This is a genomic window from Aeromonas sp. 600774, assembly GCF_049175075.1.
Classification (GTDB): Bacteria; Pseudomonadota; Gammaproteobacteria; order Enterobacterales; family Aeromonadaceae; genus Aeromonas; species Aeromonas veronii_A.
Map to the genome: position 1 here is coordinate 138,840 of NZ_JAAKUJ010000005.1, position 26,841 is coordinate 165,680.

At 58.3% G+C, this 26,841-nt stretch carries 24 protein-coding genes; 8 read left to right on the forward strand and 16 right to left on the reverse strand.

Going from position 1 to position 26,841, the window contains the following annotated elements:
• Nucleotides 1–7: 7 nt before the first annotated feature.
• Complete coding sequence (locus G5171_RS07385) at nt 8–559, forward strand: lipoprotein (protein WP_005337065.1); 552 nt, start codon at nt 8–10, stop codon at nt 557–559.
• A gap of 195 nt (nt 560–754) precedes the next feature.
• The gene (locus G5171_RS07390) at nt 755–2,752 is read left to right on the forward strand and encodes a hypothetical protein (protein WP_421260018.1); all 1,998 of its coding nucleotides are present in this window, start codon (nt 755–757) and stop codon (nt 2,750–2,752) included.
• 84 nt (nt 2,753–2,836) lie between these two features.
• Here G5171_RS07390 and glgC read toward each other — a convergent pair whose 3' ends face one another.
• Complete coding sequence (glgC, locus tag G5171_RS07395; protein WP_005337070.1) at nt 2,837–4,111, reverse strand: glucose-1-phosphate adenylyltransferase; 1,275 nt, start codon at nt 4,109–4,111, stop codon at nt 2,837–2,839.
• Between the two features lie 189 nt (nt 4,112–4,300).
• On the opposite strand from glgC, the gene G5171_RS07400 reads away from it, so the two are divergent.
• The gene (locus G5171_RS07400; RefSeq protein WP_376902831.1) at nt 4,301–5,941 is read left to right on the forward strand and encodes an EAL domain-containing protein; all 1,641 of its coding nucleotides are present in this window, start codon (nt 4,301–4,303) and stop codon (nt 5,939–5,941) included.
• Here the strand turns inward: G5171_RS07400 and G5171_RS07405 are convergent.
• The 14 genes from G5171_RS07405 to lrp form a co-directional block, all read right to left on the reverse strand.
• Nucleotides 5,904–6,398 carry a hypothetical protein gene (locus G5171_RS07405; protein ID WP_265783649.1) on the reverse strand — a complete coding sequence of 165 codons (495 nt, stop codon included), beginning with the start codon at nt 6,396–6,398 and terminating at the stop codon, nt 5,904–5,906. The genes G5171_RS07400 and G5171_RS07405 overlap by 38 nt on opposite strands.
• 175 nt (nt 6,399–6,573) lie before the next feature.
• Nucleotides 6,574–6,936: a DUF2750 domain-containing protein gene (locus tag G5171_RS07410; protein WP_005337077.1), complete on the reverse strand. Its 363-nt coding sequence runs from the start codon at nt 6,934–6,936 to the stop codon at nt 6,574–6,576.
• Nucleotides 6,937–7,116: 180 nt separating this feature from the next.
• Nucleotides 7,117–8,421 (reverse strand): inosine/guanosine kinase, encoded by a 1,305-nt coding sequence (locus G5171_RS07415; protein WP_005337079.1) that lies wholly within the window; start codon nt 8,419–8,421, stop codon nt 7,117–7,119.
• A gap of 186 nt (nt 8,422–8,607) precedes the next feature.
• Nucleotides 8,608–9,000: an MAPEG family protein gene (locus tag G5171_RS07420; RefSeq protein ID WP_108542670.1), complete on the reverse strand. Its 393-nt coding sequence runs from the start codon at nt 8,998–9,000 to the stop codon at nt 8,608–8,610.
• Between the two features lie 34 nt (nt 9,001–9,034).
• Nucleotides 9,035–10,009, reverse strand: a complete 975-nt coding sequence (gene hemH, locus G5171_RS07425) for a ferrochelatase (RefSeq protein WP_076494673.1) — start codon at nt 10,007–10,009, stop codon at nt 9,035–9,037.
• Nucleotides 10,010–10,107: 98 nt separating this feature from the next.
• Entirely contained in the window at nt 10,108–10,752 is a 645-nt protein-coding gene (gene adk / locus G5171_RS07430) for an adenylate kinase (protein ID WP_005337083.1), read from the reverse strand.
• A 303-nt stretch (nt 10,753–11,055) separates the two neighbouring features.
• Nucleotides 11,056–11,814: a tRNA isopentenyl-2-thiomethyl-A-37 hydroxylase MiaE gene (gene miaE, locus G5171_RS07435; RefSeq protein WP_005346385.1), complete on the reverse strand. Its 759-nt coding sequence runs from the start codon at nt 11,812–11,814 to the stop codon at nt 11,056–11,058.
• A 205-nt stretch (nt 11,815–12,019) separates the two neighbouring features.
• Entirely contained in the window at nt 12,020–13,540 is a 1,521-nt protein-coding gene (purF, locus tag G5171_RS07440; RefSeq protein WP_158113146.1) for an amidophosphoribosyltransferase, read from the reverse strand.
• A 21-nt stretch (nt 13,541–13,561) separates the two neighbouring features.
• Nucleotides 13,562–14,050 (reverse strand): CvpA family protein, encoded by a 489-nt coding sequence (locus G5171_RS07445; RefSeq protein WP_033115174.1) that lies wholly within the window; start codon nt 14,048–14,050, stop codon nt 13,562–13,564.
• 187 nt (nt 14,051–14,237) lie between these two features.
• Nucleotides 14,238–15,533 carry a serine--tRNA ligase gene (gene serS, locus G5171_RS07450; RefSeq protein WP_216978961.1) on the reverse strand — a complete coding sequence of 432 codons (1,296 nt, stop codon included), beginning with the start codon at nt 15,531–15,533 and terminating at the stop codon, nt 14,238–14,240.
• Between the two features lie 287 nt (nt 15,534–15,820).
• On the reverse strand, nt 15,821–17,158 hold the full coding sequence (locus G5171_RS07455) for a replication-associated recombination protein A (RefSeq protein ID WP_421212135.1): 1,338 nt from the start codon (nt 17,156–17,158) through the stop codon (nt 15,821–15,823).
• On the reverse strand, nt 17,158–17,766 hold the full coding sequence (lolA, locus tag G5171_RS07460; protein ID WP_421212136.1) for an outer membrane lipoprotein chaperone LolA: 609 nt from the start codon (nt 17,764–17,766) through the stop codon (nt 17,158–17,160). Before lolA ends, G5171_RS07455 begins: the two co-directional genes overlap by 1 nt.
• 80 nt (nt 17,767–17,846) lie before the next feature.
• A complete protein-coding gene (locus G5171_RS07465; protein ID WP_421212137.1) occupies nt 17,847–20,363 on the reverse strand; it encodes a DNA translocase FtsK 4TM domain-containing protein in 2,517 nt (838 codons plus the stop codon).
• 202 nt (nt 20,364–20,565) lie between these two features.
• A complete protein-coding gene (gene lrp / locus G5171_RS07470) occupies nt 20,566–21,057 on the reverse strand; it encodes a leucine-responsive transcriptional regulator Lrp (protein WP_005300047.1) in 492 nt (163 codons plus the stop codon).
• A gap of 150 nt (nt 21,058–21,207) precedes the next feature.
• Between lrp and ald the strand changes: the two genes are divergently transcribed.
• The 3 genes from ald (at nt 21,208) to G5171_RS07485 (ending at nt 24,770) form a co-directional block, all read left to right on the forward strand.
• Nucleotides 21,208–22,323: an alanine dehydrogenase gene (ald, locus tag G5171_RS07475; protein WP_216978964.1), complete on the forward strand. Its 1,116-nt coding sequence runs from the start codon at nt 21,208–21,210 to the stop codon at nt 22,321–22,323.
• A 186-nt stretch (nt 22,324–22,509) separates the two neighbouring features.
• The gene (gene trxB / locus G5171_RS07480; protein ID WP_005346409.1) at nt 22,510–23,460 is read left to right on the forward strand and encodes a thioredoxin-disulfide reductase; all 951 of its coding nucleotides are present in this window, start codon (nt 22,510–22,512) and stop codon (nt 23,458–23,460) included.
• A gap of 62 nt (nt 23,461–23,522) precedes the next feature.
• Nucleotides 23,523–24,770 carry a diguanylate cyclase domain-containing protein gene (locus tag G5171_RS07485; protein ID WP_216978965.1) on the forward strand — a complete coding sequence of 416 codons (1,248 nt, stop codon included), beginning with the start codon at nt 23,523–23,525 and terminating at the stop codon, nt 24,768–24,770.
• 107 nt (nt 24,771–24,877) lie between these two features.
• Here G5171_RS07485 and G5171_RS07490 read toward each other — a convergent pair whose 3' ends face one another.
• Nucleotides 24,878–25,348, reverse strand: a complete 471-nt coding sequence (locus G5171_RS07490) for a glycine zipper 2TM domain-containing protein (protein ID WP_005337104.1) — start codon at nt 25,346–25,348, stop codon at nt 24,878–24,880.
• Nucleotides 25,349–25,367: 19 nt separating this feature from the next.
• On the opposite strand from G5171_RS07490, the gene aat reads away from it, so the two are divergent.
• Together aat and G5171_RS07500 are read left to right on the forward strand one after the other, a co-directional pair.
• Nucleotides 25,368–26,075 (forward strand): leucyl/phenylalanyl-tRNA--protein transferase, encoded by a 708-nt coding sequence (gene aat / locus G5171_RS07495; protein ID WP_019445527.1) that lies wholly within the window; start codon nt 25,368–25,370, stop codon nt 26,073–26,075.
• Nucleotides 26,072–26,788 carry an arginyltransferase gene (locus G5171_RS07500; protein WP_421251417.1) on the forward strand — a complete coding sequence of 239 codons (717 nt, stop codon included), beginning with the start codon at nt 26,072–26,074 and terminating at the stop codon, nt 26,786–26,788. Before aat ends, G5171_RS07500 begins: the two co-directional genes overlap by 4 nt.
• Nucleotides 26,789–26,841: the final 53 nt, after the last annotated feature.

Here is a 26,841-nt window from a genome sequence, read left to right on the forward strand (position 1 = left end):
ATCCATCATGTTGAAACAGCTGTTGTTACTCCCTCTCGCCCTATTGCTGGGGGCCTGCTCCCTGACCCAGTACAACGTCAGCGAGGCCGAAATCAACCAGTACCTCAAAGATCAGGTCTCTTTTGAAAAACAGCTGGGGATCCCCGGCATCATGTCGAGCAAGATCCGTCTGGATGAGATGCAGAGCCGTATCGGCCGCAAACAAGCAGATCGCATCGAGCTGGACGCCGCTGGCGACCTGCAGGTGAGCAGCCCCCTTGGCAGCCAGCAGATGAAGATCCGCTTTGCTTTGAGCGCCCGTCCGGACTATGTAGCCGATCAGGGCGCTATCTATCTGCGCGACCTTGAGCTGGTCTCGGTCAAGACTGAGCCGGCCGATATCGGGGCCGCCCTCACCCCGCTGCTGCCCACCTTCAATCAGTCGCTCTCCCTGTTCCTGTCGCAGACCCCGGTCTATCGCCTCGACAGCAGCCGCAAGAACGAAGCCAGGATCAAGGAGAAAGTCGAAGCCCTCAAGGTGGAGCCTGGCCGTCTGGTCATCCCGTTCAAGCTGCTCTGATCCCCGCAGCGCTGGCACTTTCAGCGCGTTCAACAGATAACCGTCCTCTTCGACAGCGCACATCCGGTTTAACGTGCAGCCGATCGGGACGGTTTTTTACTTCTCAAGTCACCCTCAACACAGCATAATGCAGACCATTCTCATTTAGATTCGTCATGAGAAGCGTCAATAATAAAACCAATGGTGAGAAGGGACATGAGAAAAACCGTACTGGTTCAGGCGATCGCCTGCGCATTGATCAGCGGCGCCGCACACGCTGCCGTCAAGGTCGAAGACAAGACATTCAATACCGCCGCCAACATGCTGGCCTATACCGAATTCGAGCTCTCTGGCGAGCCGCTAGCCGAAGCACTGGGGCTGGATCTGGATGTGCTGGATGCCAACCGTGCCGATGAACCAACTCCGTTCGACTTCGCTGCCGGCATCGAATCCTACGAATACTCCGAAGAGGCGATGTACGCCCTCAACTACCAATCCGGCATGGGCCCACATCTGGTGAACGGGCCGCAAAACCTGGCCCGTGGTGGCACCATGGCCTCTCTGGGGCAACGGGTGCTGGCCATGGCCGATGCGGTTGGCTTCCCGGCTGATGAAGTGCCGCAAGGCATGTATCCCCTCTCCCTGCCCTACGCCTCCGCCAATCCAGAGTTTGCCCAGGCCGTCAACGCCACTCCGGTCAATGGCGATCAGATCACCATCAAGACCGCCAAAGGGACCGAGAAGACCGTCAAGACCCAGGTGCCCGCCTACTTCCGTGACTACAGCACCCTGCGCTGGAGCGGCAGTGACAACCTGCTGGTACCCGCAGCCGTGGGCGGCATCCTGCTCAAAGAGGTGATGTGGTCGCAAGACTTCCTCGGCGGCATGCACGTGGCCGAGACCGATGAAGAGGTAGAAGCCGCCTCCGCCACCATGGATCAGGATGGCAAGCACAAGCTGGGCGTCTCTGCCGCCGACGGCTTCAACGGCATGATGCTGACCGAGCAATCCATCGACAAGCTGGCCATCATGCAGAACCAGCTTGGCTTCGACGGCAAGCAACTGGGCGCCAAGATCACCCCGCAGTACGATCCGGCCAAGGGCGTGATTTACTTCCCCCATCAGGTGAAAGTGACCGAAACCAGCAACAACGATGCCGGCGCCATCGGTAAGCTGGAGGTGGTGGATGGTTCCGCCCAGCTGCGCGATGCCTGGATGATGCTGTGGCCGCTCTCCGAGTTCTATGCCTTCAGCGATCAGCGCAGCGCTAACACCAACCAGAACCCGGCCTTCCACGCCGTGTTTGACGGTGCGCCGTTTGCCGCCGCACCGGCTGCCAACAAGACCAATGACCTGGGCAAAGCCGTTGCGGGCAGCGATGCCTTTTCGCTGGCGATCAATCTCTCCAACCTCACCTTCAAGAACCTGGCGGCCCTGCACTTTGATGCCAAGGCTGGCACCCTGGTCGACAGCTGGCAGGCAGGCAAACAGGGCAAACACGTCACCACCTTTGACGCCGCTTACGCACTGGTCGCCCTGCAGATCTTCCAGCGCGCTCAGGACGCGCTGCCGGTCGGTTACGCCGCCGGTGACAATGGCGAGCTGAACCTCAAGACCAAGCAGGGTCAAGAGGCGCTCGACTTGATCCGCAAGCAGGCCGATTTCATCCTTGCCAACCTCAAGGGCAAAAATGGTCTGGTGCATGACGGCATAACCCTGGGTGGCAAGCTCGATGCCGGCTACTCCATCGATGCGCAGTTCGCCGCCATCCGTGGTCTGACGGCTGCGTTCCTCGCTACCTCCGATGCCAAGTACCGCACTGCCGCCCGCGAGCTGTTTATCGCTGCCGACAAGGCCTACTTCAATGCCAAAGCGGGCACCTGGCTGGCGGGTAAACAGGGTGAATACACCCCCTGGACCCAGGCTGCCATCTCCGGCGCCCTGCGCTCTGCCATGCTGAACCTGCGCAACGAAGGGGCCGAGAAGGCGCCCGAGCTGGAGCTGGCCAAGCTGACCGGTCAGTACGTCAGCTGGTTCCGTGGCACCGTCAACGGTGGCATGCAGATGGCCGAGTGGATTGGTGACTCCGGCGAGAACATCATCGAAGGTGCCGGCAGCGACACCGATGAAGATGGCGTACCGCAAGTGACCGCTGCCGGTGGCAAGCACGGCACCGCCATGGTGATGGCCGCTAAAGCAGTGGTTAGCGAGTAATCCTCGCCATTCACCAGCATGAAAAAGGGAGCCAAATTGGCTCCCTTTTCATTACAGCGTCTGACACAGTTTCAAGGGTCTCCCTCAAACCAGCTTGTCCAGCATCTCCTTGGTCACCAGCACAATCCCCTGCTCGGAGCGGTAGAAGCGGCGGCTATCCTCATCGGCATTCTCGCCCACCACCAGCCCATCGGGCAGCACACATCCCTTGTCCACCACCACCCGGCGCAGACGGCAACCGGCGCCAATCTCGACCCCGGGGAAGATGATGGCTTGATCCAGGGTGCAGAAGGAGTGCACCCGCACATTGGTAAAGAGTACCGAATTGAGCACAAACGATCCGCTGACAATGGTACCGCCCGAGAACATGGAGTTGATGGTCATGCCGTGCTGGCCATTTCTGTCCTGCACAAACTTGGCCGGTGGCGTCAGGGTCTGGCTGGTCCAGATAGGCCAGTTCTGATCGTAGATATCGAGCTCGGGCAGCACGGAGGCGAGATCCATGTTCGCTTCCCAGAAGGAGTCCAGCGTGCCCACGTCACGCCAATAGGGCTTTTGCCCCTCGCGCGCCCCGACACAGGACATGTTGAAGGGGTGAGCAAATGCCATCCCCTCCTCCACGATGCGGGGGATCACATCCATCCCGAAGTCGTGTTTGGAGTCCTGATTGTGAATATCCTCCTCCAGCAGTTGGTAGAGGTACTCCGCCTCGAAGATATAGATCCCCATGGAGGCCAGCGAGCGATCTTCACAACCCGGCATGGCGGGCGGATTGGCCGGTTTTTCGACGAAGGCGCGGATCTTGCGCTGCTCGTCGATATCCATGATCCCGAAGGCGGATGCCTCGGCCCGCGGCACCTCGATACAAGCGACCGTCACCTTGGCACCGAGGCGCACATGGTCGAGCAGCATGGCGGCGTAATCCATCTTGTAGATGTGATCCCCCGCCAGCACCACCAGGTATTTGGGGCCGTAGTCACGGATGATATCGACGTTCTGATAGATGGCATCGGCGGTGCCGCGATACCAGTGCACCTCGTCCACCCGTTGCTGGGCAGGGAGCAAGTCGATGAATTCGTTCATCTGGTAACGCAGGAAGGACCAGCCCGATTGCAGGTGACGCAGCAGGCTGTGAGACTTGTATTGGGTGACTACACCAACGCGGCGGATCCCCGAGTTGATACAGTTGGAGAGCACAAAATCAATGATCCGGAATTTGCCACCGAAATGGACGGCAGGCTTGGCGCGGTTGTCAGTCAACTGCTTCAGGCGACTACCACGTCCACCCGCCAGCACCAGTGCCATACTCTGGTTCAATAATTGTCGTGCTTTGGCACTATTTTCGGGCTCTAACAACATGATTTACCTCTGCCTTGTTTGATCTATTTTCAACTCATCTTCGCCTGTTTCGGCACCTGTGAAAGTGGTTTCACTCACATTTAACCGATCTCAATTGACCCTTTTCACCGAGTTGCGAGGAATAGCATGCTTTGCTCCGCCAGCTTGGTTAAAATTCCCCCACAAAGCAGCCACTTCAAGGATGACAAGATGGTTCACAAGCTCGGACGTACCCTCTTTCTGATCGCCACCATAGTGACCATACCCCTGCTGCTCCTGCAAGCAGTTTGGTTGGCCCTTCAGAGCACACCGCTCACTTTGGTGATTATTCTGGCCACCACACTGCTTGGCATGATCCTGCTGTTGATGCTGGCCATCCGCACCATGGATGGCATGATCCAGCATCAGGAGCTCACCTGGGTCAAGGCGATCAGAGGGCGGGATCCCTCACAACTCGATGAGCCCGCCTCCCGGGAGGTGCTGCAACAGCTGCTGGAGCAGTTCGAAAGCGCCGAGCAGAGCGCCCATCGCCAGCTGACCGAGCTCAGCAACCTGGCCACCACCGACGAGCTGACCCAGCTACTCAACCGCCACGCGTTTCGCCGCGACATGACCGAGTTGCTGCAGCGGGATCAGGACACCCAGACCGCGACCCTGGTGCTGATCCGTGCCACCGAGCTTGGCAAGATCAACGCCCAGCGCGGCTTCCAGTCTGGTGATGCCTACATCAAGGACATGGCGGCCCTTATCAAGCGGGTGGTAAGCCGCTTCCCGGGCAATCAGGTCTATCGCATTTCGGGGGCCGATTTCGCCGTGCTGGTACAACCGGTGGCCAATATTCCCCCCCATCTGCTGGGGCAGGATTTGAAGGTGGCCTTCGATCACTATCAGGATCAGCACGAGCTGGAGAGCACCGGTTACTCGGGGCTGACCAAGCTCAGCAGCGGCCAGAAAATCGAAGCCGTACTGGCCAGAGCGGATCTGGCGCTGGCTCGCGCCCAGACCGAAACCATCAACGGCTGGGCCATCCAGCAGGATGACAGCGCCTCCGATCTGCAGGGCCAACACCACTGGCGCGACGTGTTGACCGAAGTGCTGGCGCAGGAGCGCCTCAGCTTTACCTACCAGCCGATCCAGCCCCTGCACCGCAGCATGCTGGCTTACAACGAGATCTACACCCGCTTCAGCGGCAATGACGGCACCGCCCTGCCCACCGACACCCTGTTTGCCATGGCCCAGCGGCTGGATATGGTGATGCGGCTGGAGCAGCTGGTCATTACCCACATCATGCGCCAGTACCGGGCCTTTGGTGCCAACCAGAGTCGCTGGGGGATCAACCTCTCCCCCAACCTGCTGCAAAACAGCGCCTTCCTGATCTGGCTTGACCGTCAGCTGCTCAAAGATCCCAATACCAGCGCCAATCTGGTGTTCGAACTGGATGAAGAGCATCTGGAACGCAACTTGACCGGCGCCAAGCGGGTGTTTGAACTGCTGCGCCGTAACGGCAGCCGCTCGGCGATCGCCAATTTCGGCAAGGGGATCGGCTCCTTTACCCTGTTTCGCGAGCTCAAGCCCGACTACATCAAGCTGGACCCTGCCCTGATCACCGGGCTGGAGCAGGATCAGACCAACCAGCAGTTCGTGCGGATGATCGTCGATGTATCACATCGGATGGGATGTCAGGTGATTGCAGAGGGGGTGGAACAGCTTGGCCAGAAACAGCTGCTGCAGGGGATGTACGTGGATGGTTTGCAGGGCTATCTGATCGCCCGGCCGCAACCGCTGCGACCGGATATCAGCCAGCTGGGACTCTTTACTGAGGATGCTTCAGCTTCAAAAGGGTCAGAATGATGTCATTGAGCTGGCGATAGCGCTCCAGCTCTTTCTGATCGTAACGGGTCGCCAGTGTGGTAGGGTTGTGGCGGTTCTTGAGGTAACGGTTGATTTGCAGGCGATTGAACCCCGCCACCTGATAGACCAGGCCAAGCAGGGAATTGAGCTCATCGTGCTCCAGACCGGCTCTGGCCAGATAGTCCCCATCGGCGGGACTCTCGGTCTGGTGACTCCACTTGCCAATGCGACCGCTCTCTTGCAGATAGCTGAGCCACTGCTCGATATAGAGGGGTTTGCACCCCGCCAACAGATTGAAAAAGCCCACCGCATCGCAACGACAACCGCTCAGGAGCACGACCGCCAGCTGATCATCATCGCACTGGAAGGTCACAGGTCCGGCTTGCGCCCAATCCAGCGCCTGCACCCGAATGCTGGCCTTCTCACCCGCAGCTCCCGTTACGTCGAATACAAACATGGCGCTCCTCCCTTGGCAAAAGGTTGATGATGGACCATCCCCCTGACAGGTGCAAAGGCAAATCGGCTTTTAACTCATCAATCGGGCCATTCGACCATAAAAAAGACCGGCACCCTCACGGGTGCCGGTCTTTGTCCCGATGGCCTGTGCATTCAGGCCATCAATGGAGGCGCTTTCAGGCGTCCAGTTCAACCAGTGCCTTGGCCAGCTCGATGGGTTCGAGCTCCTGACCTTCCAGATCGGCGTTCCAGTTCGGGCCGACCAGCACATCGTCTTCATCCAGATCGTTGATCCAGATATCGAGAAACTCTTCCAGATCGATCACTTCCGGCTCGTAATCGGCCCACTCGTCGACGCAGTGCAGACGGGCGTCCTCTTCGGCAGACCAGAGCGGCATCACGTCGGCATCTTCAAATTCGGCGGAGCGGCAGACGACCCAGTCTTCCCCATAGCGCAGACCCCACACCTGACCCGACTCGCGGACTTGTTCGATAAACAGTTGGAAATTGGCGTCAAGGTTGTCGTTAAGCATGCTCATGGGATTCTCTCTTTCTTTCGGGTGCTGCGGCATTGTCGGGCGACAATACGATGGCCAAATGGTGTCGCAAAAGTGACATGGACTCAAGCATATTGGGGTTATTCTGGGAAAAAAGCCGGGATAACCCCCATTTGCCTGCAAAAACGCCTCCCGATGGAGGCGTCTTGCAGATTCAGGAGATCAACGCTCCCAGTAAACCTCTTCCAGGCTGTCCTCTTTCTCCGGCAAACCGCGGGAGAGACGGGGACTGCTCTGGGCCAACACCTCGTAGCTGACGCGGTTGGCGTATTTGCACACCTGGGCCAGTGAGGAGTAAGTCAGGAACTCGGAGATGTGCTTGGCGGAATTGGGCACATTCATCCGGTGATAGGAGTTGGCCACCATGTCGTGCAGCACGGCGGAAAGGGCGCCATCCCCTGCCCCGTTGGTGTTCTTGATCTTCTCCGGGCCACCCATATACGGGGAGATGTGGGAGTAGATACGGGCCGGTTTGCGGCACTTGGCACGGGCCATCGGGCGGCTGAACTCATACATGTTGAACTCGGGGATAACGCCCGGCAGCAGGGTATGAGTGGTCTCGCGCTTGTAGTCCTCGTCGGTGTAGCTCGCCATGTAGAGGCCGATGGGGCCAGCAGTACAGAGCACCATGTCGGCCCAGTCGAGCGCCTTGTCGGCCGCACCGAGCGGATCAGCGATACCGGTCAGGGCTTCACCTTCGTCTTCGTTCATCGCCAGCACGGTCACGTTCTCGGCAATGAAGTCGCGCCACCACTGGGGGTTTTCGTCGATGACGAAACGGGTGCCCAGGGTCAGCACCACGGGAATACCGGCCTCACGGGCATAACGCACCGCAGTCATGGCCGCCTCTTTCATCGGATCACCATCGTCACCGCGTACCAGATAGGCGGTGATCACCAGTGCAGACGCCCCTTTGATCACATCCTCCGGAATGTGCTGCACATCCAGCTGGTTCATCTTGCCGGCGTTGATGCCGAAGCTGCGCTCGCCGCACTCGGTGATGAAGGTGAAGCAACGGCCGATGGGGCCATCAACCGGCTGCAGATAGTCCAGATTGACGCGGGAAGAGGTGTTGCACAGATAACGGTAGGCGTAGCAACCGATGCGAATGTCCTGACTCATCACACCCAGCAGGATGGAGTGGGAGTCGGCCAGTACCGAGTAGTTATGTACCGTGTTGCCGATGGTGCCACCGGCAAACTCGCTCACCACCATGTTGTTGGCCTTGAGCTCGTCATAAATGCGTTCTGCCACGTCGTCATTAATGACGACGGAGTGCCCCTTGCTCAGACCATAACGGGTCAGAAAGTCTTCATCCACATGGGCTTCAATATCAACCAGGGTCTGATCAATCCCGACCACGTAGGCTTTGCCCAGCTCGGTTAACAGGGGATTTTGCGGAACCAGGGGATCGCGTCTGTCGACAGGGAAGTAGTGTTTGGACTTGCGCTGACCGGGAAATTTCATGGCAATGTTCTGTGCTCTGGGGGAAAGAGGGGCGGGATTTTAACACAATCCGCCGCCCCGAAAAGTCGCCCTGTTTAAATAATGGAGTCAGTATAGACAAGGCCCGCAAGGAAAAACGTTTGCCTTTTCGCCATAAAAAAACCACCCCGTCCGGGGTGGTTCAGTAGCATAAAAAAGCGCCTGTTTTCAGGCGGCCGCCATGCCCTGCAACAGAGCCAGCACCGAGAAGAGGCCGAGGGCGAGCCAGAACAGCAAGGTGCCCAGAAAACGGGGCACATTGGGGGCTTTGGGGATCTGGATGCCGATGGCATGCAGGATGCGGCCAACCAGTAGCATGGCGCCACCCACATGCAGCCAAAGCGCACCGGCACCGGATAGCTCGCACAGCGCCATCAGCAGCAGGGTCAGCGGCACATACTCGGCAAAATTGCCGTGGGCCCGGATCGCCGCCAGCAGCTCGGGGGCTTCCCCCTGCCCTATCATCACCCCGAACTGGGCGCGGCGTTTGACAACCCAGAAGGAGAGCCCCAGAAACAGCAGTCCAAGCAGGCCTGCGTAGATCAGCGTGATATGTACCATGACTCGACTCCTTGTTTGACTGACTGCCGGTCACTCATGCCAATTCGCGGCAGATGAGCGAGACCATCATCCTGATGTGGGCCTGATCGCTGTTGAGGGCCGGAATATATTCAAACCGCTCGCCACCGGCCTCCATGAAGATCTCCCGATTCTGTACCTGAATTTCCTCAAGGGTTTCGAGGCAGTCGGCGGCAAAGGCAGGGCAAATCACATCGAGTCGCTTGACCCCGGCGGCCGGCAGGCCAGCAATGGTCACGTCTGTGTAGGGCTTGAGCCACTCCTCCTTGCCAAAGCGGGACTGGAAGCTGGCCGTCCACTGCCCGGCCTCCAGCCCGAGCGCCTCGGCCAGCAAGCTGGCGGTATGGCGACACTGGTGACCATAGGGGTCCCCTTCGTTCTCGTAGCGCTCGGGAATACCGTGGAACGACATCAGCAGGTGATCACCCTGACCGTGCTGCTCCCAGTGACGGCGCACGCTCATGGCCAGCGCCTGAATGTATTCGGGATGGGCGTGATAATCACGAATAAGCCGCACCACCGGCAGATTGCGTTCTCTCTTCATTGCCTTGCCCCAGGCATCGAAGACCGAGGCAGTGGTACTGACCGAATATTGCGGATAGAGCGGCAACAGGATCACCCGGTTGACCCCTTTGGCCTTGAGCGCCTGCCAGCCATCATTCACTGACGGGGAACCATAGGTCATCGCCAGCTCCACCGGCACCTCGACCCCCTCCCGCTTGAGCTCCTGCTCCAGCGCGGCGCGCTGCTGCTTGCTTATCACCATCAGCGGCGAGCCCTGCTCGGTCCACACCTGCTGATAGAGCTTGGCCACTTTGGGCGAGCGCGTCGGCAAGATGATGAAGTGGAGCAGCGGGCACCAGAGGTAGCGGGGCAGGTCCACCACACGGGGATCGTGCAGGAACTGGCTGAGGAACGCTTTGACGGCAGCGGTGGTCGGTGCGGCTGGGGTACCCAGATTGACCAGCAATATTCCGGTTTTCGTGGTCACGTTGGCTTCCTGTCTATCTGTCATTATGCAAAAAGGGCCCGACAGGGCCCTTCTCTTTATTTATCTGATGGCACGGGAAACAGTGCCGGCAGCAAAGATCAGCCCAGAATGGTGGCAAGCTGCTTGCTGACCAGATCAACCGGCTGGGTGCCGTCGATCTTGACGTAACGGGTGTGGCCCGCTTCCGCCTCTTTGCCGTAGAAACCGATCAGCGGCGCGGTCTGCTGATGATATACATCCAGACGCTTGCGTACTGTGGTCTCTTCGTCGTCGGCGCGGATCACCAGATCTTCACCGGTCACGTCATCCTTGCCTTCCACTTTCGGCGGGTTGAACACCACGTGGTAGGTACGGCCGGAGCCGGAGTGAACGCGACGGCCGCTCATGCGCTTGACGATCTCTTCGTCCGGCACATCGAACTCCAGCACGAAATCAACCACAACACCGGCGTCCTTCATGGCTTGCGCCTGGGGAATGGTGCGCGGGAAACCGTCCAACAGGAAGCCTTTGGCGCAGTCCGGCTGAGCGATGCGCTCTTTCACCAGACCGATGATGATGTCGTCAGAGACCAGCTGACCTGCGTCCATCACAGCTTTGGCTTTCAGACCGAGCTCGGTGCCCGCTTTGATCGCCGCACGCAGCATGTCGCCGGTGGAGATCTGGGGAATACCGTGTTTTTCCATGATGAACTGAGCCTGGGTACCTTTGCCGGCGCCCGGAGCCCCCAACAGAACAATGCGCATACACGCTCCTATTGATTGGTTATTCAAATCTTGCGAAGGCAAAAAAGTACACGGTTTCGCCCATTTCTACAAGGGTGAGCCACCTGAATGAGCACTTTATCACCACAATAACCGGCTGATCGAACAGGATTTCATCGCAAGGGGAAGACGCAAAAATAGCCAGGGATTCAGCATAGAGCGCCAAAAGCAGGAAGGAGGTACGACAGAAAAAAAGATCCCGGCTCAGGGCCGGGAATTGCGCTCAAAAGTAACTACTTGTCGCTCGTAGTAGGAACAGGGCAATAGTAGTTTGCCCCCTGTGCGTCAACAACTGTCAGATGTGACAGGCAGGCCGCTATGAAACCGGAACTGCGGATCCGGCGAGCAGATTAGCTCGGCTTCCAACTTGCCAAAGAAGGCCACCCGCTCGCTGATATCCTCCCCTGCGTACTGTTCGGCCAGGCTCAGGTAATCCTGATAGTGGCGCGCTTCGGAGCGCAGCAAAGAGACATAGAAGCGGCTCAGCTCTTCGTCCAGATGGGGCGCCAGCTTGGCAAAACGCTCGCAGGAGCGGGCCTCGATATAGGCGCCGATGATCATCTTGTCGACTATGGTGGCCGGCTCATGGGTGCGCACATGCTGCATCAACTGGCGGGCATAGCGGGAGGCCGTCACCGGCCCGTATTCGATGCCGCGGGCCTGCATGATCTCCAGCACCTGCTCGAAGTGATGCAGCTCCTCCTGAATGAGACGCACCATGGGAAACAGCAGCGGATTGCGCTCCAGCTCGGCAAAGACGGTGCGATCAGACTCCCCCATGCTGCGTTTGCCCAGGATCTCGGCCTTCTCCGGAATGGCGTCCAGCTCGCGATAGAACTCCAGCTTGGGCAGCAGATGACGCTTGCCCTTGGGCAGGCAGTAGCGGCGCACCAGACTGTGTGCAGTGAGTGCAGCCTTGGTCTCGCAGTTGGCGTGATCGATGAGCAGGGTTGGCAAACGGGCAGGATCCCGCGCCATCTCCACCCACTCGTCAGGGGTTTCGCACTGCAAGAACTGGCGCACGGGGGCTAGCAGATCATCCATCTGAACTCTCGTCTCTTAAAAGCGTATCGATCATATATGTTGCCGCCTATGCTAGCGGATCCCGCTGGCCATGCCCATATCCGGCAAGATAAACGGATGTTTTTCAAACAGATACCCCCTACCCCTTCTGCCGGTGTGAGGCAAAAACGACAATGGGGGCCACTGGCCCCCATCTCGCTATCTCATCCGGCAAAACCGCAAACGTTTAACTGCCTTCGTTAAAAATTTCCAGATTGCTGGTGCCTTCCTGCCACTCACGCACCGCTTTGGTGTCATCGTTGCGCAGGGCGTTGAGGTGATCCAGATAGGACTGGTCCACGTCGGAGGTGACGTAGTGGCCATTGAAGACCGAGGTCTCGAAGTGACGCAGATCCGGGTTGATCTCCCGCACAGCCGATTCCAGATCTTCCAGATCCTGGAAAATCAGACCGTCAGCGCCAATCAGCTTGCACACCTCTTCCACTTCACGGCCGTGGGCGATCAGCTCGTTGGCGGTGGGCATATCGATGCCATAGACGTTGGGGAAGCGAATTTCCGGCGCCGCCGAGGCGAAGTAGACCTTGGCTGCCCCTGCTTCACGGGCCATCTGGATGATCTGCTCGGATGTGGTACCACGCACGATGGAATCATCCACCAGCAACACCTTCTTGCCCTTGAATTCGGAGCTGATGGCGTTGAGTTTGCGACGCACCGACTTCTTGCGCTGGGTCTGGCCCGGCATGATGAAGGTACGGCCGATGTAGCGGTTCTTCACGAAGCCCTGACGGTAAGGCAGATCCAGGGTGTGGGCGATCTCCAGCGCCACGTCACAGGAGGTCTCGGGGATGGGGATAACCACATCGACGTCGAGATCCTCCCACTCACGGGCAATCTTCTGACCCAGCTTGCGACCCATGTTGAGGCGGGCGGCGTAGACCGAGACCTTGTCGATGCACGAATCGGGACGAGCGAAGTAGACATATTCGAAGATGCAGGAGCTCATCTGCGGGTTCTCCGCACACTGCTCGGAGAAGAGCTGGCCCTGCTCGGTGATGTAGATGGCTTCACCCGGCGCAATATCCCGCACCGTCTCGAAACCGATGGCGTCGAGCGCCACGCTCTCGGAGGCGAGCATGTACTCCACCTGGCCCTGCTCGTCCTGACGACGACCGAGGATCAGTGGGCGAATGCCGTTGGGATCACGAAAACCGATGAGACCATGGCCAATCACCAGCGAGACCACGGCATATGCACCGCGGATCTGCTGATGGGTTCTGCGCACCGCGGCGAAGATATCTTCGGGGCGCAGGGCCATCTTGTCACATCGATCCAGCTCGTGGGCCAGCACGTTCAGCAACACTTCCGAGTCGGAGGTGGTGTTGATGTGGCGGCGGGCGACCTTGAACTGCTGCTCCTTGAGTTCCTTGGCGTTGGTGAGGTTGCCGTTATGGGCCAGCACCATGCCGTAGGGTGAGTTCACATAAAAAGGTTGGGCTTCAGCGGCACTTGAGCTGCCTGCGGTGGGGTATCTGACATGACCTATGCCGATGTTCCCTTGCAGACGCTGCATGTGGCGCACTTCAAACACGTCCTTCACCAGGCCATTGGCCTTGCGTTGCCGGAAGTTTCCACTATCAATGGTCACGATCCCGGCGGCATCCTGTCCCCTGTGCTGCAACACCGTCAAGGCGTCGTAGAGGGCCTGATTGACGGGGGTGGTGCCAACTATACCGACAATACCACACATGTCTTTGCTACCTCGAAGTCACTATACCTGTTTAAGAAAACTGGATGAGTTCAGCATGAACCCGAAAAACCACTGGATCACCGGCTTGAACTCCGGCACCAGCTTGGATGCCGCCCACCAGTCGCTCTGGGAGAGGCTGGTGAAGGTATCCATGAAAAAAAGCAGGGCACTGACGATCAGTACCCCGCGAATTGCGCCGAAGCAGACTCCAAGCACCCGATCGGTACCGGAGAGCCCCGTCTTGTCCACCAGCAGACCCACCACGTAGTTCACCACGCTGCCCAGGATCAGGGTTGCCACGAACAGGGCCGCGATGGCCAGACCGTTGCGCACCAGCGCATCGGAGAAAGAGGTAAAATAGGCGGCGAGATCAGGATAGAAGTGGCTGGCAATAAAGAAGGCAACGAACCAGGTGACGAGAGACATGGCCTCTTTGACGAAGCCGCGCACCAGGCTGATGAGTGCAGAAAAACCGACGATGCCGATGATGGCGTAATCAATCCAGACCATAGAAAAAGATGTCCTGCGAAATTGCGGCGCAGTCTAACAAAAACGATTGCGCAATGCTTGATAAAATTGTGTTACATGTTCAAAGAGGCGCCGGAAACGCAGATTTATTCACGATAAAAACGGTTGAGCGGCGCCAGAATGCACAACGCCATGGCATGGCCATGGCGTTGTCGTCTGCAACGAGCGCTTACCCGATGTGGGTCAGGCCGCCCATGTAGGATTGCAGCGCAGCCGGGATGGCGATACGGCCATCTGCCTGCTGGTAGTTCTCGATCACGGCGACCAGAGTACGGCCTACAGCCAGACCGGAGCCATTCAGGGTGTGAATGAGCTGCGGCTTGCCATCGACACGCACGCGAGCCTGCATGCGGCGCGCCTGGAAGTCGGTGCAGTTGGAGACGGAAGAGATCTCGCGGTAAGTGTTCTGGGCCGGCAGCCACACTTCCAGATCGTAAGTCTTGGCCGCGCAGAAGCCCATGTCACCGGTAGAGAGCGCCATCACGCGATATGGCAGCTCCAGCAGTTGCAGCACCTTCTCGGCGTGACCCACCATCTCTTCAAGCGCTTCCCAGGATTTCTCCGGGTGAACCAGCTGCACCATTTCGACCTTGTCGAACTGGTGCATACGGATGAGGCCACGGGTATCGCGACCGTAAGAGCCCGCTTCGGAACGGAAGCAGGGGCTGTGAGCGGTCATCTTGATCGGCAGCTCCTGCTCGTCGAAGATCTCGTCGCGCGCCATGTTGGTAAGCGGTACTTCGGAAGTCGGGATCAGGGAGAACTTGCGCACCTTGCCCTCTTCTTCCCCTTCGCCGTCAATACCGGTATTGAACAGATCCTGGGAAAACTTCGGCAGCTGGCCGGTACCGTACAGGCTGTCCGGGTTGACCAGATAAGGTACGTAGCACTCGGTGTAACCGTGTTGCAGGGTGTGCAGATCCAGCATGAACTGGGCCAGGGCGCGGTGCAGACGGGCAATCTGGCCCTTCATCACCACGAAACGGGAACCGGAGAGCTTGACGCCGTTCTTGAAATCGACGCCCTTGGCCGCTTCACCCAGATCGATGTGATCGCGTACCGGGAAGTCGAAGTGACGCGGGGTACCCCAGCGACGCACTTCCACGTTGTCGTTTTCGTCACGACCAACAGGGGTAGTTTCGCTCGGCAGGTTGGGGATGGCATCGGCAATGGTTTTCAGCTGGGCCAGCAGGGCATCCAGCTCAACCTTGCTGGTCTCCAGCTCGTCGTTGATCTTGGTCACTTCAGCCTTGAGCGGGGCAACATCTTCACCGCGACGGGCAGCCTCACCGATGGACTTGGAGCGGGCGTTGCGCTCGGCCTGCAGCTCCTGGGTACGGGACTGCAGATCCTTGCGCTTCTCTTCCAGAGCATTGACAGCCGCTACGTCCAGAACGTAGCCACGTGTCGCCAGACGAGCGGCAGCTTCATCGATGTCGCTGCGCAGATATTTGGGATCCAGCATGGGTTACCTACTTTTTTAATAAGGGATCTGGGCCTGAGTCATCATGACGGGCTAAAAAACAGATCCGGAAGTTAACATCGGTTGGCCCCCGTCGCCTTGAGAGTCAGGCCTTCGAAATCAAGAAGATGGTATCAGGCCGAAACCAACGGGGTCAGAGGGGCAGTGTAGCAGACCGCCCCCCTGCCCGAACAGGGACTATTTGGGTCGTTTTTGCCGACTTGTGGGGTCAAACACCCCAATTATTCCGGTACCTGACCAATTTTCATTCTGCTGACAAACAAGCGGGGCTATCGGCCCCGTTTTTGCGGGCTCTGTCGATCCAGCTCGTGGAGATAATCGAGCTTCTGGCCGATCTGCTTTTCAAGGCCACGATCGGTAGGCTGATAGTACTGCTTGCCTGCAAGCTCGGGGGGAAAATACTCCTCGCCCGCGGCATAGGCGCCCGGCTCGTCATGGGCATAGCGATACTCGGCGCCATAGCCCAGATCACTCATCAACCGGGTCGGCGCATTGCGCAGGTGTACCGGCACCTCGAAGTCAGGGAGGTTTTTGGCATCATTGAGCGCTGCCTTCCAGGCGGTGTAAACCGCGTTGCTCTTGGGCGCACAGGCGAGATAGACGATCGCCTGGGCGATAGCCCGCTCCCCTTCCGCTGGCCCGATGCGGTGGAAACAATCCCAGGCAGATAGCGCCACCTGCATGGCCCGCGGATCGGCATTGCCCACATCTTCCGAGGCAATCGCCAGCAAGCGGCGTGCAATGTAGAGCGGATCGCAACCGGCACTCACCATGCGGGCATACCAGTAGAGTGCCGCATCCGGCGCCGAGCCGCGAATGGACTTGTGTACCGCCGAGATGAGGTCGTAGAAGTGATCCCCCCCCTTGTCGAAGCGGGCCACGTGCTCCCCCACCACGGCAGCGAGCAGGGCACTGTCGATCACCCGCATCCCACTGCTGTCGGTTTCGGCCATGTCGGCCAACAGCTCCAGATAGTTTAGGGATTTACGCCCGTCCCCATCCACTGCCTTGGCCAACGCCTCTTTGACGCCGGGGGCGAAGGTGAGTGCCGAATCATTGAGACCACGGGGATCGGTCATCGCCTGATCGAGCATGGCGAGGATATCCTCCTCCTCCAGTCGCTTGAGCAGATAGACCCGAGCTCGTGAGAGCAGTGCGTTGTTGAGTTCGAACGAGGGGTTTTCGGTGGTGGCACCGATAAAGGTGATGGTGCCATCTTCGATGTGAGGCAGGAACACATCCTGCTGGCTCTTGTTGAAGCGGTGCACCTCATCCACGAAGAGGATAGTGCGCACTCCGCGCCAGCTGTTCTCTTTGGCCTTGTCGATGGCGGCGCGGATCTCCTTGATGCCGGAGGTGACCGCCGAGAGCCGCTCCACTTCCGCCTGGCAGTAGTGAGCCATCAGCTCCGCCAGCGTGGTCTTGCCGGTACCGGGTGGTCCCCACAGGATCATCGAGTGACAGTGACCGGCCAGGATCGCTTTGCGCAGGGGCTTGTCAGGCCCCAGGATATGCAGCTGACCGATATACTGGTCGAGGTTTTGCGGCCGCATCCGGGCCGCCAACGGACGAAAGTCCGACGAGAAATCCAGCGAGAGATTGCTCATCAGCGCTGATCATCCAGCTCGACCCCCTTCGGGATCTTGAAGACAAATTCGTTACCCTTGAGCACCGGCTTGCGGTTGAAGCTATTGAGGGTAAATTCGGTCCACTGCCCCTGCGCCTCTTTTACATCAAAACGACTGATATTGTTGTCGCGATCGAAGGTGACACGGAAGGAGGCTATAAGCTCGCTCGGATCCCTGCTGGTGACGGTGTAGACATCCCCCTGCTGGGTCACGTCGTAGCGCTTCCACAGCTTTTCGTCATTGCCAGTGATCAGCACGAAGGGGGTATTGAGCACCGCATCCTTCAATTTAAGGGCTGTCACCTGCTCGACGAAGGGGTCATATACCCAGACATCCTTGCCATCAGCCACGATAAGGTTCTCGTCAGGCGAGGTGGTATGCCAGTTGAAATGGTTGGGGCGCTGCACCAGCAGATCGCCGCTGGCGCGCTGCAACTCCTTGCCCTTGCTGTCGTAGACAGTCTGGGAAAACTTGGCAGAGAAGAGGCTGACACTAGCCAGCTTCTGCTTGAGATCGCTGGCCGCATCGGCCCACACCTGGCTGCTGGCTATCAGCAGCACGGTACCCATCAACAGTTGTTTTTTCATCACGCTCTTCATAAAGACGCTCTCGATAAAAGGCCACGCCCGCGGAGGACATGGCCAGGGATAGAATGAAACGGTGAGTCTTAGTCCCGCACTGGCGGCGGTGCCAACACGTCGCGTTGACCATTGCCACCCGGGGCGCTGACGATGCCCTGATTCTCCATTTGCTCGATAAGACGAGCCGCCCGGTTGTAACCAATCTTGAACTTGCGCTGCACGCTGGAGGTAGAACCACGACGGGACTCCACCACGAAGGCGACCGCTTCGTCGAACAGGGGATCGAGCTCTTCATCGTCACTACCGCCATATTCGCCGCTGCCGCCGTCACCACCAGATTCGCCGGAGAGGATCTCCTCGATGTAGTTCGGCTCGCCACGCAGTTTCCAGTCCGCCACCACCTTGTGTACCTCGTGGTCATCGACGAACGCACCGTGTACCCGGGTCGGGTTGGAGGTACCGGCCGGCATGTAGAGCATGTCGCCCATGCCGAGCAGAGATTCAGCACCGCCCTGATCGATGATGGTGCGCGAGTCGATCTTGCTCGATACCTGGAACGAGATCCGGGTCGGAATGTTGGCCTTGATAAGACCGGTAATGACATCCACCGACGGACGCTGGGTCGCCAGAATGAGGTGAATACCGGCGGCCCGCGCCTTCTGGGCGATACGGGCGATCAGCTCTTCCACCTTCTTGCCGACGATCATCATCATGTCGGCAAATTCATCCACCACCACCACGATGTGGGGCAGTTTCTCCAGCTCCGGTGGCATCTGATCCATGGAGTCACCCGGTCGCCACAACGGATCCAGCAGGGGTTCCCCCTCCTCGATGGCGGCCAATACCTTGTCGTTGTAGCCCTTGAGGTTGCGCACCCCGACTGCCGACATCAGCTTGTAACGGCGTTCCATCTCGCCCACACACCAGCGCAGGGCGTTGGCGGCGTCCTTCATGTCGGTCACCACCTCGGTCAGCAGATGGGGGATCCCTTCGTAAACCGAGAGTTCCAGCATCTTGGGGTCGATCATGATGAAGCGCAGGTCGTCCGGCGTCGACTTGTAGAGCATCGAGATGATCATGGTGTTGACCCCTACCGACTTACCGGACCCCGTAGTACCGGCCACCAGCAGGTGCGGCATCTTGGCCAGGTTCACCACCACCGGCTCACCGGCGATGTCCTGACCCAGGCCCATAGTGAGCGGGTTGCGGCTATCGCGGAACGCATCGCAGTCGAGGGTTTCGCGCAAGTAAACGGTCTGGCGCACCCGGTTGGGCAGCTCAATGCCGACATAGGTCTTGCCCGGGATCACCTCGACCACCCGCACGCTGCTGGCCGACAGAGAGCGGGCCAGATCGCGCGAGAGATTGGTGATCTTGCTCGCCTTCATGCCCGGCGCCAGATCAAGCTCGAAACGGGTGATGACAGGGCCCGGATAGACACCGACCACCTTGGCCTGCACGTTGTAGTCGGCAAGTTTGGCTTCCACCAGACGGCCCATACGCTCCAGCTCATCCTTGCTCATCATCTGGGTCTTGGCCGGTGGACGGTCGAGCAGCTCGATACTCGGCAACGGCGGCAGCGTAGATTGCGGACGACGCTTGGGCTTGGTCGGTGCGACTGCAACAGGTGCGGCGACCTCGTCGTCCCCTTCGGCCCACGGCAGATCCAGATCGTCATCATCATCGTCATCGGCCACAGCCAATACCGGCTGACGACGCCCATTGGCAGTCGACACCGCACGTTTCGGTTTGGCAGCCGGAGCTGGCTCATCATCTTCATCATCAAACTTGGGATCGAACTCGAAGGTATCGTCGTCGAGTTCCGGCAGCCACTCTTCGGCGGCAGCCTTCTGGTTCTTGGCCTTGGGCTTGCGAGTCCAGCTGGTGTGCGGCTCATCTTCCTCGTCATCAAACGCGATGGCCCCTACCCCGCCTTCCAGCAAGGGATCCGGCCCCTCGTTGCGGGGTTGACGCCAGCCACCGGTGAGCCAGCGGCCTAGGGTGGTCGGGAAGTGGTAAACAGCGCTGACCGAACCGGTACAGGCCGCGCCGATCTGCTCCACGATGGTGAGCCAGGACCAGCCGGTAAACAGGGTGATGCCGGTTGCCACGAAGCAGAGCAGCATCAGGTTGGCCCCGACGCCGCCAAACAGCGGCACCACTGCAGAAGCGATCACATCCCCCACCAGACCTCCGGCGGAGAAGTTCTGCATATCGTTGAAGTTCATGCTGGCAATGGCCGACATGCCGAGCACGGTCAGGATAAAGCCAATGATCCGTACCCCCAGGGTGAGGTAATCCACATCAAGCAGGCGGCTCGGGCGCCAGAAGAGGCTCCAGCCCAGCAGAACCACCAGTGGTGGAACCAGATAGGAGAAGGCACCAAAGGTAAACATAGTGATATCGGCGAGCCAGGCCCCGGCACTACCGGCGAGGTTCTTGACCTCCCCTTGCCAGGAGGTCTGGGACCAGCCGGGATCGGCGGGATGATAGGACAACAGGGCGAGCAGAAGATAAGCAGCCATCAGGGTGATGGCGATCAAGACGGCTTCGAAGATCCGTTGTATACCTGATAAAGGAGTAAACAGCTTTTTATCGGCCAAACTCCGGCTCCTTTCTGAAAACATATAATGCAGGAAAATAGGGGGCCCAGTATCCCTGAAAAGCCCATCGATTGTCAGCCTGTGTCTGCTGGGGCGGGGCCAAATTTGCACTCTTCTTTACAAGAAGAAACGAGCGGACTGGCCGCTCGTTTCTGACAGTCATGGTGTCTCGTATGGAAAAGATACCACGGCATAATCTGCGTTATCGGGTACTGATCACCAGACGGCTGCTCTGCTTGACCTCTTCCATCACCACGTAGGTGCGGGTGTCATTCACCCCAGGCAGACGCAAAAGGGTCTCCCCCAGCAAGCGACGATAAGCTGACATGTCGCTTACCCGGGTCTTGAGCAGATAGTCAAAATCACCCGAGACCAGATGGCACTCCTGGATCTCTTCGAGCACCTGAACAGCCTTGTTGAACTGTTCAAACACATCGGGAGCACCGCGGTTGAGGGTAATTTCTACAAAAACCAGCAGCGACGCATCCAGATAATGAGGGTTCAGAATCGCAGCATACCCTTCGATATACCCTTGTCGCTCGAGGCGACGAACCCGTTCCAGACACGGTGTGGGACTCAGGCCAACTCGTTTGGACAACTCAACATTCGAGATCCTGCCATCCTTTTGCAGTTCATTGAGAATGTTGCGGTCAATCCTGTCCAAATCCTTTAGCCGACTCTTAGCTTCCATCATTTAATTCCATCCTTTGGCTATTTTTTGGTAAGAATCACCATTCATTTTATAATTATGGTCACAAATCCTGTCAATACCTGAATATACTAGGCGCAAATGTTGGTTAACATTTTGGCAACATAAACCACCAATCGATAGACGAGGGATAGCATGATTATCGGTGTACCTAAAGAGATAAAAAACCATGAGTATCGCGTAGGCATGGTTCCGGCCAGTGTACGTGAACTGACAGCACGAAACCATACTGTTTTCGTCCAAAGCGGTGCCGGAAACGGCATTGGCTTTAGCGATGCAGATTATACCGCTGCCGGAGCCGAAATTTTGGCCTCTGCAGCAGAGGTTTTCGCCAAAGCCGAGATGATCGTCAAGGTCAAGGAGCCTCAGCCTGTCGAGTGTGCCATGTTGCGTCCGGGTCAAACCCTGTTCACCTATCTGCATCTGGCGCCAGATTTGCCCCAGACCGAAGCCCTGCTGAAAAGCGGTGCCATCTGCATCGCCTATGAGACCGTCACCGACGGCCGTGGTGGCCTCCCCCTGCTGGCTCCCATGTCAGAAGTGGCCGGACGCATGTCTATTCAGGCGGGTGCCCAGGCGCTTGAAAAATCGCGTGGCGGGAGTGGGGTGTTGCTCGGCGGGGTACCCGGTGTCGAACCGGCCAAGGTGGTGATCATCGGCGGTGGCGTAGTAGGCTCTAATGCAGCGCGCATGGCCATCGGTATGCGCGCAGATGTGACCATCCTCGACAACAACGTCGATACCCTGCGTCGCCTTGATAACGAGTTTCAGGGGGCCGCCAAGGTGGTCTACTCCAATAGCGAAACACTGGAACGCCATCTGCTAGCGGCCGATCTGGTCATCGGTGGCGTGCTGGTACCGGGTGCCACTGCGCCAAAACTTGTCAGCCGTGACCACATTGCGCGCATGAAGCCGGGTTCTGCCATTGTCGATGTGGCCATCGATCAGGGTGGCTGTGTGGAAACCTCCCACGCCACCACCCATGAAGATCCGACATTTATCGTCGATGAGGTAGTGCACTACTGCGTTGCCAACATGCCGGGGGCCGTTGCCCGCACCTCGACCGTGGCGCTCAACAATGCCACCCTCCCCTTTATCATCAAGCTGGCCCAGCAAGGGTATCGCCAGGCACTGCTGAGCGATCCCCACCTGTTGCACGGGCTCAACGTGATGGAGGGCAAGCTCACCTGCAAAGAAGTGGCCGTGGCACATGACCTTGCCTACACGGATCCCCTGACCCTGCTGAACTGATCTGCGCTGGCCTGCGCCAACTGAAGATGAGTGAAAATCCGCCCGCGATGGGCGGTTTTTTTTATCCCTTTATTTTGCATGTCACCCCTTGTGAACACGATTAGTGCAATCGACTCACCAGCCTTTGACCCCGGATCACGAATTACCTACAATCGCGCAAACTCATCACATCCCGGAAATGACATCATGAGCCAAGTCACTCACAGCAAATTGCTGATCTTAGGGTCAGGCCCGGCCGGTTACACCGCGGCCGTCTACGCCGCCCGCGCCAACCTCAATCCCCTGCTCATCACCGGCATGCAGCAAGGGGGTCAGCTGACCACCACTACCGAAGTGGAGAACTGGCCGGGTGATCCGGAAGGTCTGACCGGCCCAGCGCTGATGGAACGCATGAAAGCCCATGCAGAGAAGTTCGATACCCGCATCCTGTTTGATCATATCAACAGTGTCGAACTGACACAGCGCCCGTTCCGCCTCAAGGGCGACAACGGCGAATACACCTGCGATGCCCTGATCATCGCGACCGGCGCCTCCGCCAAGTATCTGGGCCTGCCCTCCGAAGAGGCCTTCAAGGGTCGCGGCGTCTCCGCCTGTGCCACCTGTGACGGTTTCTTCTACCGCAATCAGGAAGTGGCCGTGATCGGCGGCGGCAACACCGCCGTGGAAGAAGCCTTGTATCTGGCCAACATCGCCAAAAAGGTGCACCTCATCCACCGCCGCGACGAGTTTCGTGCAGAGAAGATCCTGATCAAGCGTCTGCACGACAAGGTCGAAAGCGGCAACATCGTGCTGCACACCCACCAGACTCTGGACGAAGTGCTGGGCGATCAGATGGGGGTCACTGGTGTGCGCCTGCGCAACACCCAGGACAACAGCACCAGCGAGCTACCGCTGATGGGCGTCTTCATTGCCATCGGCCATCAGCCCAATACCCAGATCTTCGATGGCCAGCTGGAGATGCAAAACGGCTATCTGAAGGTACGTGGCGGTCTCGACGGTTTTGCCACCCAGACCAGTATTGAAGGTGTCTTCGCTGCCGGCGACGTGGCCGACCACAACTACCGTCAGGCGATCACCTCGGCCGGTACCGGCTGCATGGCAGCCCTCGATGCCGAACGCTACCTCGACGCGCAATAAACAAGCGCAGTTGTGATATAAGGCATACCAGTCGGTATGCCTTTTTTCATTTAAGGAGTCTAATGAAACAGAAGATATTGATTGTCGAAGATAGCCTGACCATTCGGCGTATGCTGACTCAGGCCATTGCCCAGCAAACTGGCCTCGAGATTGACGCCTTCGATACCCTGGAAGGCGCCCGTCACTGTCAGGGCGAGGAGTATGTGGTCGCGCTGGTGGACTTGACCTTGCCGGATGCGCCCCGTGGAGAAGCGGTCAACGAGCTGCTGGCTCGCGGATTGCCGGTTGTGATCCTCACTGCCGACATCAGTGAGGATAAACGTGCCGCCTGGCTGGAAACCGGCGTGCTGGACTATGTGATGAAGGATTCACGCCACTCGCTGCAATATGCCGTCAGTCTGGTGCACCGTCTCTATCTCAACCAGTCCATCGAAGTGCTGGTGGTCGATGATTCACGCACCTCCCGTCACCGCACCATGGCTCAGTTGCGCAAACAGCTGTTGCAGGTGCATGAGGCAAGTCATGCCAGTGAAGCGATGGCGATACTGGAGCAACACCCGGGCATCCGGCTGGCACTGGTCGACTACTACATGCCGGATATTGATGGCATCAGTCTGGTGCGCATGCTGAGAGAGCGTTACAGCAAGCAGCAGCTGGCGATTATCGGGATCTCGGTCTCGGACAAACGCGGTCTCTCTGCTCGCTACCTCAAGCAGGGCGCCAACGACTTTCTCAACCAGCCTTTCGAGCCGGAAGAGCTGCAGTGTCGGGTCAGCCACAATCTGGAGGCGCTCGAGCAGTTCAACAGCATTCAGGAGTCAGCCAATCGTGACTATCTGACCGGTCTTTACAACCGTCGCTACTGGTTCAATGAAGGGCAAAAATGGTTTGAAGAACATCTGCATCAGCAGACGCCTCTCGCACTCTGTGTGCTCGATGTGGATCACTTCAAGCAGGTCAACGATCACTGGGGCCATGCCATCGGCGATCAGCTGCTCTGCCATCTGACCCGCCAGCTGACCCAGTTCTTCCCCGATGCCATGATCGCACGGTTTGGCGGAGAGGAATTTGCCATGATGGTACCCCACTGTACCGTCCCCGTGTTGATCAAGCGTCTTGAAGGGCTGCGTCAGCAGCTGCGCCAGCAACCCTTGTCACCGGAAACCCCGCTCTTCGTTCGCGCCAGTTACGGCGTGATCAGCGTCGGGCGGATATCCATGGACGAGGCGCTGAGCGTAGCGGATCGGCTGCTCTATCAGGCAAAGAACACCGGCCGCGACAAGATAGTCTCTCAAGAGACAGCTATCTGAACCCTCAGGGCATCAGTCCCGTGTATTACCGCCCGACAGACTTTCCAGCAAGAGAGTCTGCGGGTTTCTTTCCTGCCACAATCCCCCATCATCATGACTATCGAAAGTCAGTAAGTCTTGTCGACCCGCACCCCATCATCGAAATAGAGAATGCGCACCTTGTCCCCATTGGCAAAGACCATGGCGGGATCATAATCCTGGATCACGTTGATAAGGGCATTTTGCTCGTTGCGGATCAGCAGCTCCACCAACTTGTTTTCCACCACGGTTCCCCCGGACTGGTATTGCTGCGCAGCTGCAGCACCTGCGAGCGCGCCGACGGCGGTGGCGATTTCACGGCCATGACCGCCGCCAAACTGGTTGCCCAGCAGACCGCCCAACACGGCACCACCCAGCGTCTTCCAGCCAGAGTGCTCGGACTCCAGGATCTGGCGCTGGGTAATATTACGCACCGTTTCGACCTGACCAAACACCACCTGATTGACCGGCCGCGCGGTATTGCGCTGGTAGACCTCCGCCCCGGCGGGCGCCGTGACAAAGCAGAGCAAGCTGGATACTATCAGGATAATGGCCTTCATCTATGAACCTCGTTGCCTTATGTCTCGCTATCTTACCCAACTGGATGATGAGCTTTGCTGGTTTCCCGACCCCAGCCATGCGCTGGAAGAGCCCAACGGCTTGCTGGCGATCGGCGGGGATCTCTCCCCTGCCAGATTGCTGGCAGCTTACCACAAGGGGATCTTCCCGTGGAATGAACCCCACCAACCGACCCTGTGGTGGTCACCGGATCCCCGCGGGGTGATCCGTCCCGACCAACTCCATGTGGGGCGGACACTGCAGAAGATTATCCGCCGTACCCCATTCGATATTTCCGTCAATCGCGCCTTTAATGAAGTCATTACCGCCTGCGCCGCCCCTCGTCGCACTGCCGATGGCACCTGGATCAGCCAACCCATGATCGAGGCCTACCAGCAGTTGCACCGGCTGGGTCATGCCCACTCTATCGAGATCTGGCAGGAGGGAGAGCTGCAAGCGGGACTGTATGGCCTATCTATCGGCCGACTGTTTTGCGGTGAATCCATGTTCAGCCGGATTGATAACGGAGCCAAACTTGCCATGGTGGCACTCTGTCGCCACTTCGCCCGCCATCGCGGCGCCCTCATCGATTGCCAGATGCAAAACCCGTTTCTGGCGACCCTGGGTATCGAGGAGTGGCCAAGGGCCCGTTTTCTGGCCGAACTGGCACGCCTTGGCCATCAACCACTATTGGCTTCCTGCTGGCAAGAGGGGGAAATCAGCCTATGACTGAAGAAGTGATCCTAAAAGTAGGGCTGACTCCCAAGCATCCCTGCAGTTATCTGGACCATGAACAGGAGCAGTTGCTGGTGCTGATGGATCACAATCTGCTCAACGCCAACGGTTACGAGCGATTGTTGACTGCCGGTTTTCGCCGCAGTGGCAACGACATCTATCGCCCCCACTGCCCGGCGTGCCATGCCTGCCAGTCCCTTCGTATTCACAGCGAGCGCTTTCGCCCCAGCCGCGGCCAGAAACGGATCCGCCAGCTTAACAAAGATATCGAGATTGTCCTGAGCTACGATGACAAGCCCGAGTATTACCTGCTCTACGAACGCTATATCTGCGAACGCCATCACGATGGCAGCATGTATCCCCCCAACCGCAGCCAGTATCGCGGGTTTCTCCATTGTGACTGGATGCCGCCGCTATACTTGGAGATGCGCAAGGAGGGACGCCTGATCGGTGTCGCCACCACAGACCTGCTACCCCACTCACTCAGCGCCATGTATACCTTTTTTGACCCCGATTATGCCGACCGCTCTCTGGGGACCTTTGCCATATTGAGCCAACTTGATCTGGCCAGGAGAACCGGGCGAAGCTGGCTCTATCTCGGCTATCTGGTAGAGGAGTGCCGCAAGATGAATTACAAGCGCAATTACCTCCCTCACGAGGTTCTCATCCATGGAGAATGGAAAAATATCGATAGCAAGCCCGAGTAAACTTTACACATAGCCTTAAATCCGGCATGATCCAGCGGTTTTTTGTTGTGGCT

Excerpts from the sequence above, each read along its gene's own strand:
- G5171_RS07405 (WP_265783649.1), bottom strand. The coding sequence starts at position 6,398 with ATGTTTGTATTCGACGTAACGGGAGCTGCGGGTGAGAAGGCCAGCATT.
- G5171_RS07490 (WP_005337104.1), bottom strand. The coding sequence starts at position 25,348 with ATGAAGGCCATTATCCTGATAGTATCCAGCTTGCTCTGCTTTGTCACG.
- trxB (WP_005346409.1), top strand. The coding sequence starts at position 22,510 with ATGAGCCAAGTCACTCACAGCAAATTGCTGATCTTAGGGTCAGGCCCG.
- G5171_RS07415 (WP_005337079.1), bottom strand. The coding sequence starts at position 8,421 with ATGAAATTTCCCGGTCAGCGCAAGTCCAAACACTACTTCCCTGTCGAC.
- lolA (WP_421212136.1), bottom strand. The coding sequence starts at position 17,766 with ATGAAAAAACAACTGTTGATGGGTACCGTGCTGCTGATAGCCAGCAGC.
- purF (WP_158113146.1), bottom strand. The coding sequence starts at position 13,540 with ATGTGTGGTATTGTCGGTATAGTTGGCACCACCCCCGTCAATCAGGCC.
- G5171_RS07445 (WP_033115174.1), bottom strand. The coding sequence starts at position 14,050 with ATGGTCTGGATTGATTACGCCATCATCGGCATCGTCGGTTTTTCTGCA.
- G5171_RS07400 (WP_376902831.1), top strand. The coding sequence starts at position 4,301 with ATGGTTCACAAGCTCGGACGTACCCTCTTTCTGATCGCCACCATAGTG.
- G5171_RS07390 (WP_421260018.1), top strand. The coding sequence starts at position 755 with ATGAGAAAAACCGTACTGGTTCAGGCGATCGCCTGCGCATTGATCAGC.
- lrp (WP_005300047.1), bottom strand. The coding sequence starts at position 21,057 with ATGATGGAAGCTAAGAGTCGGCTAAAGGATTTGGACAGGATTGACCGC.
- G5171_RS07500 (WP_421251417.1), top strand. The coding sequence starts at position 26,072 with ATGACTGAAGAAGTGATCCTAAAAGTAGGGCTGACTCCCAAGCATCCC.
- adk (WP_005337083.1), bottom strand. The coding sequence starts at position 10,752 with ATGCGCATTGTTCTGTTGGGGGCTCCGGGCGCCGGCAAAGGTACCCAG.
- G5171_RS07455 (WP_421212135.1), bottom strand. The coding sequence starts at position 17,158 with ATGAGCAATCTCTCGCTGGATTTCTCGTCGGACTTTCGTCCGTTGGCG.
- ald (WP_216978964.1), top strand. The coding sequence starts at position 21,208 with ATGATTATCGGTGTACCTAAAGAGATAAAAAACCATGAGTATCGCGTA.
- G5171_RS07410 (WP_005337077.1), bottom strand. The coding sequence starts at position 6,936 with ATGAGCATGCTTAACGACAACCTTGACGCCAATTTCCAACTGTTTATC.
- G5171_RS07385 (WP_005337065.1), top strand. The coding sequence starts at position 8 with ATGTTGAAACAGCTGTTGTTACTCCCTCTCGCCCTATTGCTGGGGGCC.
- G5171_RS07420 (WP_108542670.1), bottom strand. The coding sequence starts at position 9,000 with ATGGTACATATCACGCTGATCTACGCAGGCCTGCTTGGACTGCTGTTT.
- glgC (WP_005337070.1), bottom strand. The coding sequence starts at position 4,111 with ATGTTGTTAGAGCCCGAAAATAGTGCCAAAGCACGACAATTATTGAAC.
- serS (WP_216978961.1), bottom strand. The coding sequence starts at position 15,533 with ATGCTGGATCCCAAATATCTGCGCAGCGACATCGATGAAGCTGCCGCT.
- aat (WP_019445527.1), top strand. The coding sequence starts at position 25,368 with ATGTCTCGCTATCTTACCCAACTGGATGATGAGCTTTGCTGGTTTCCC.
- G5171_RS07485 (WP_216978965.1), top strand. The coding sequence starts at position 23,523 with ATGAAACAGAAGATATTGATTGTCGAAGATAGCCTGACCATTCGGCGT.
- miaE (WP_005346385.1), bottom strand. The coding sequence starts at position 11,814 with ATGGATGATCTGCTAGCCCCCGTGCGCCAGTTCTTGCAGTGCGAAACC.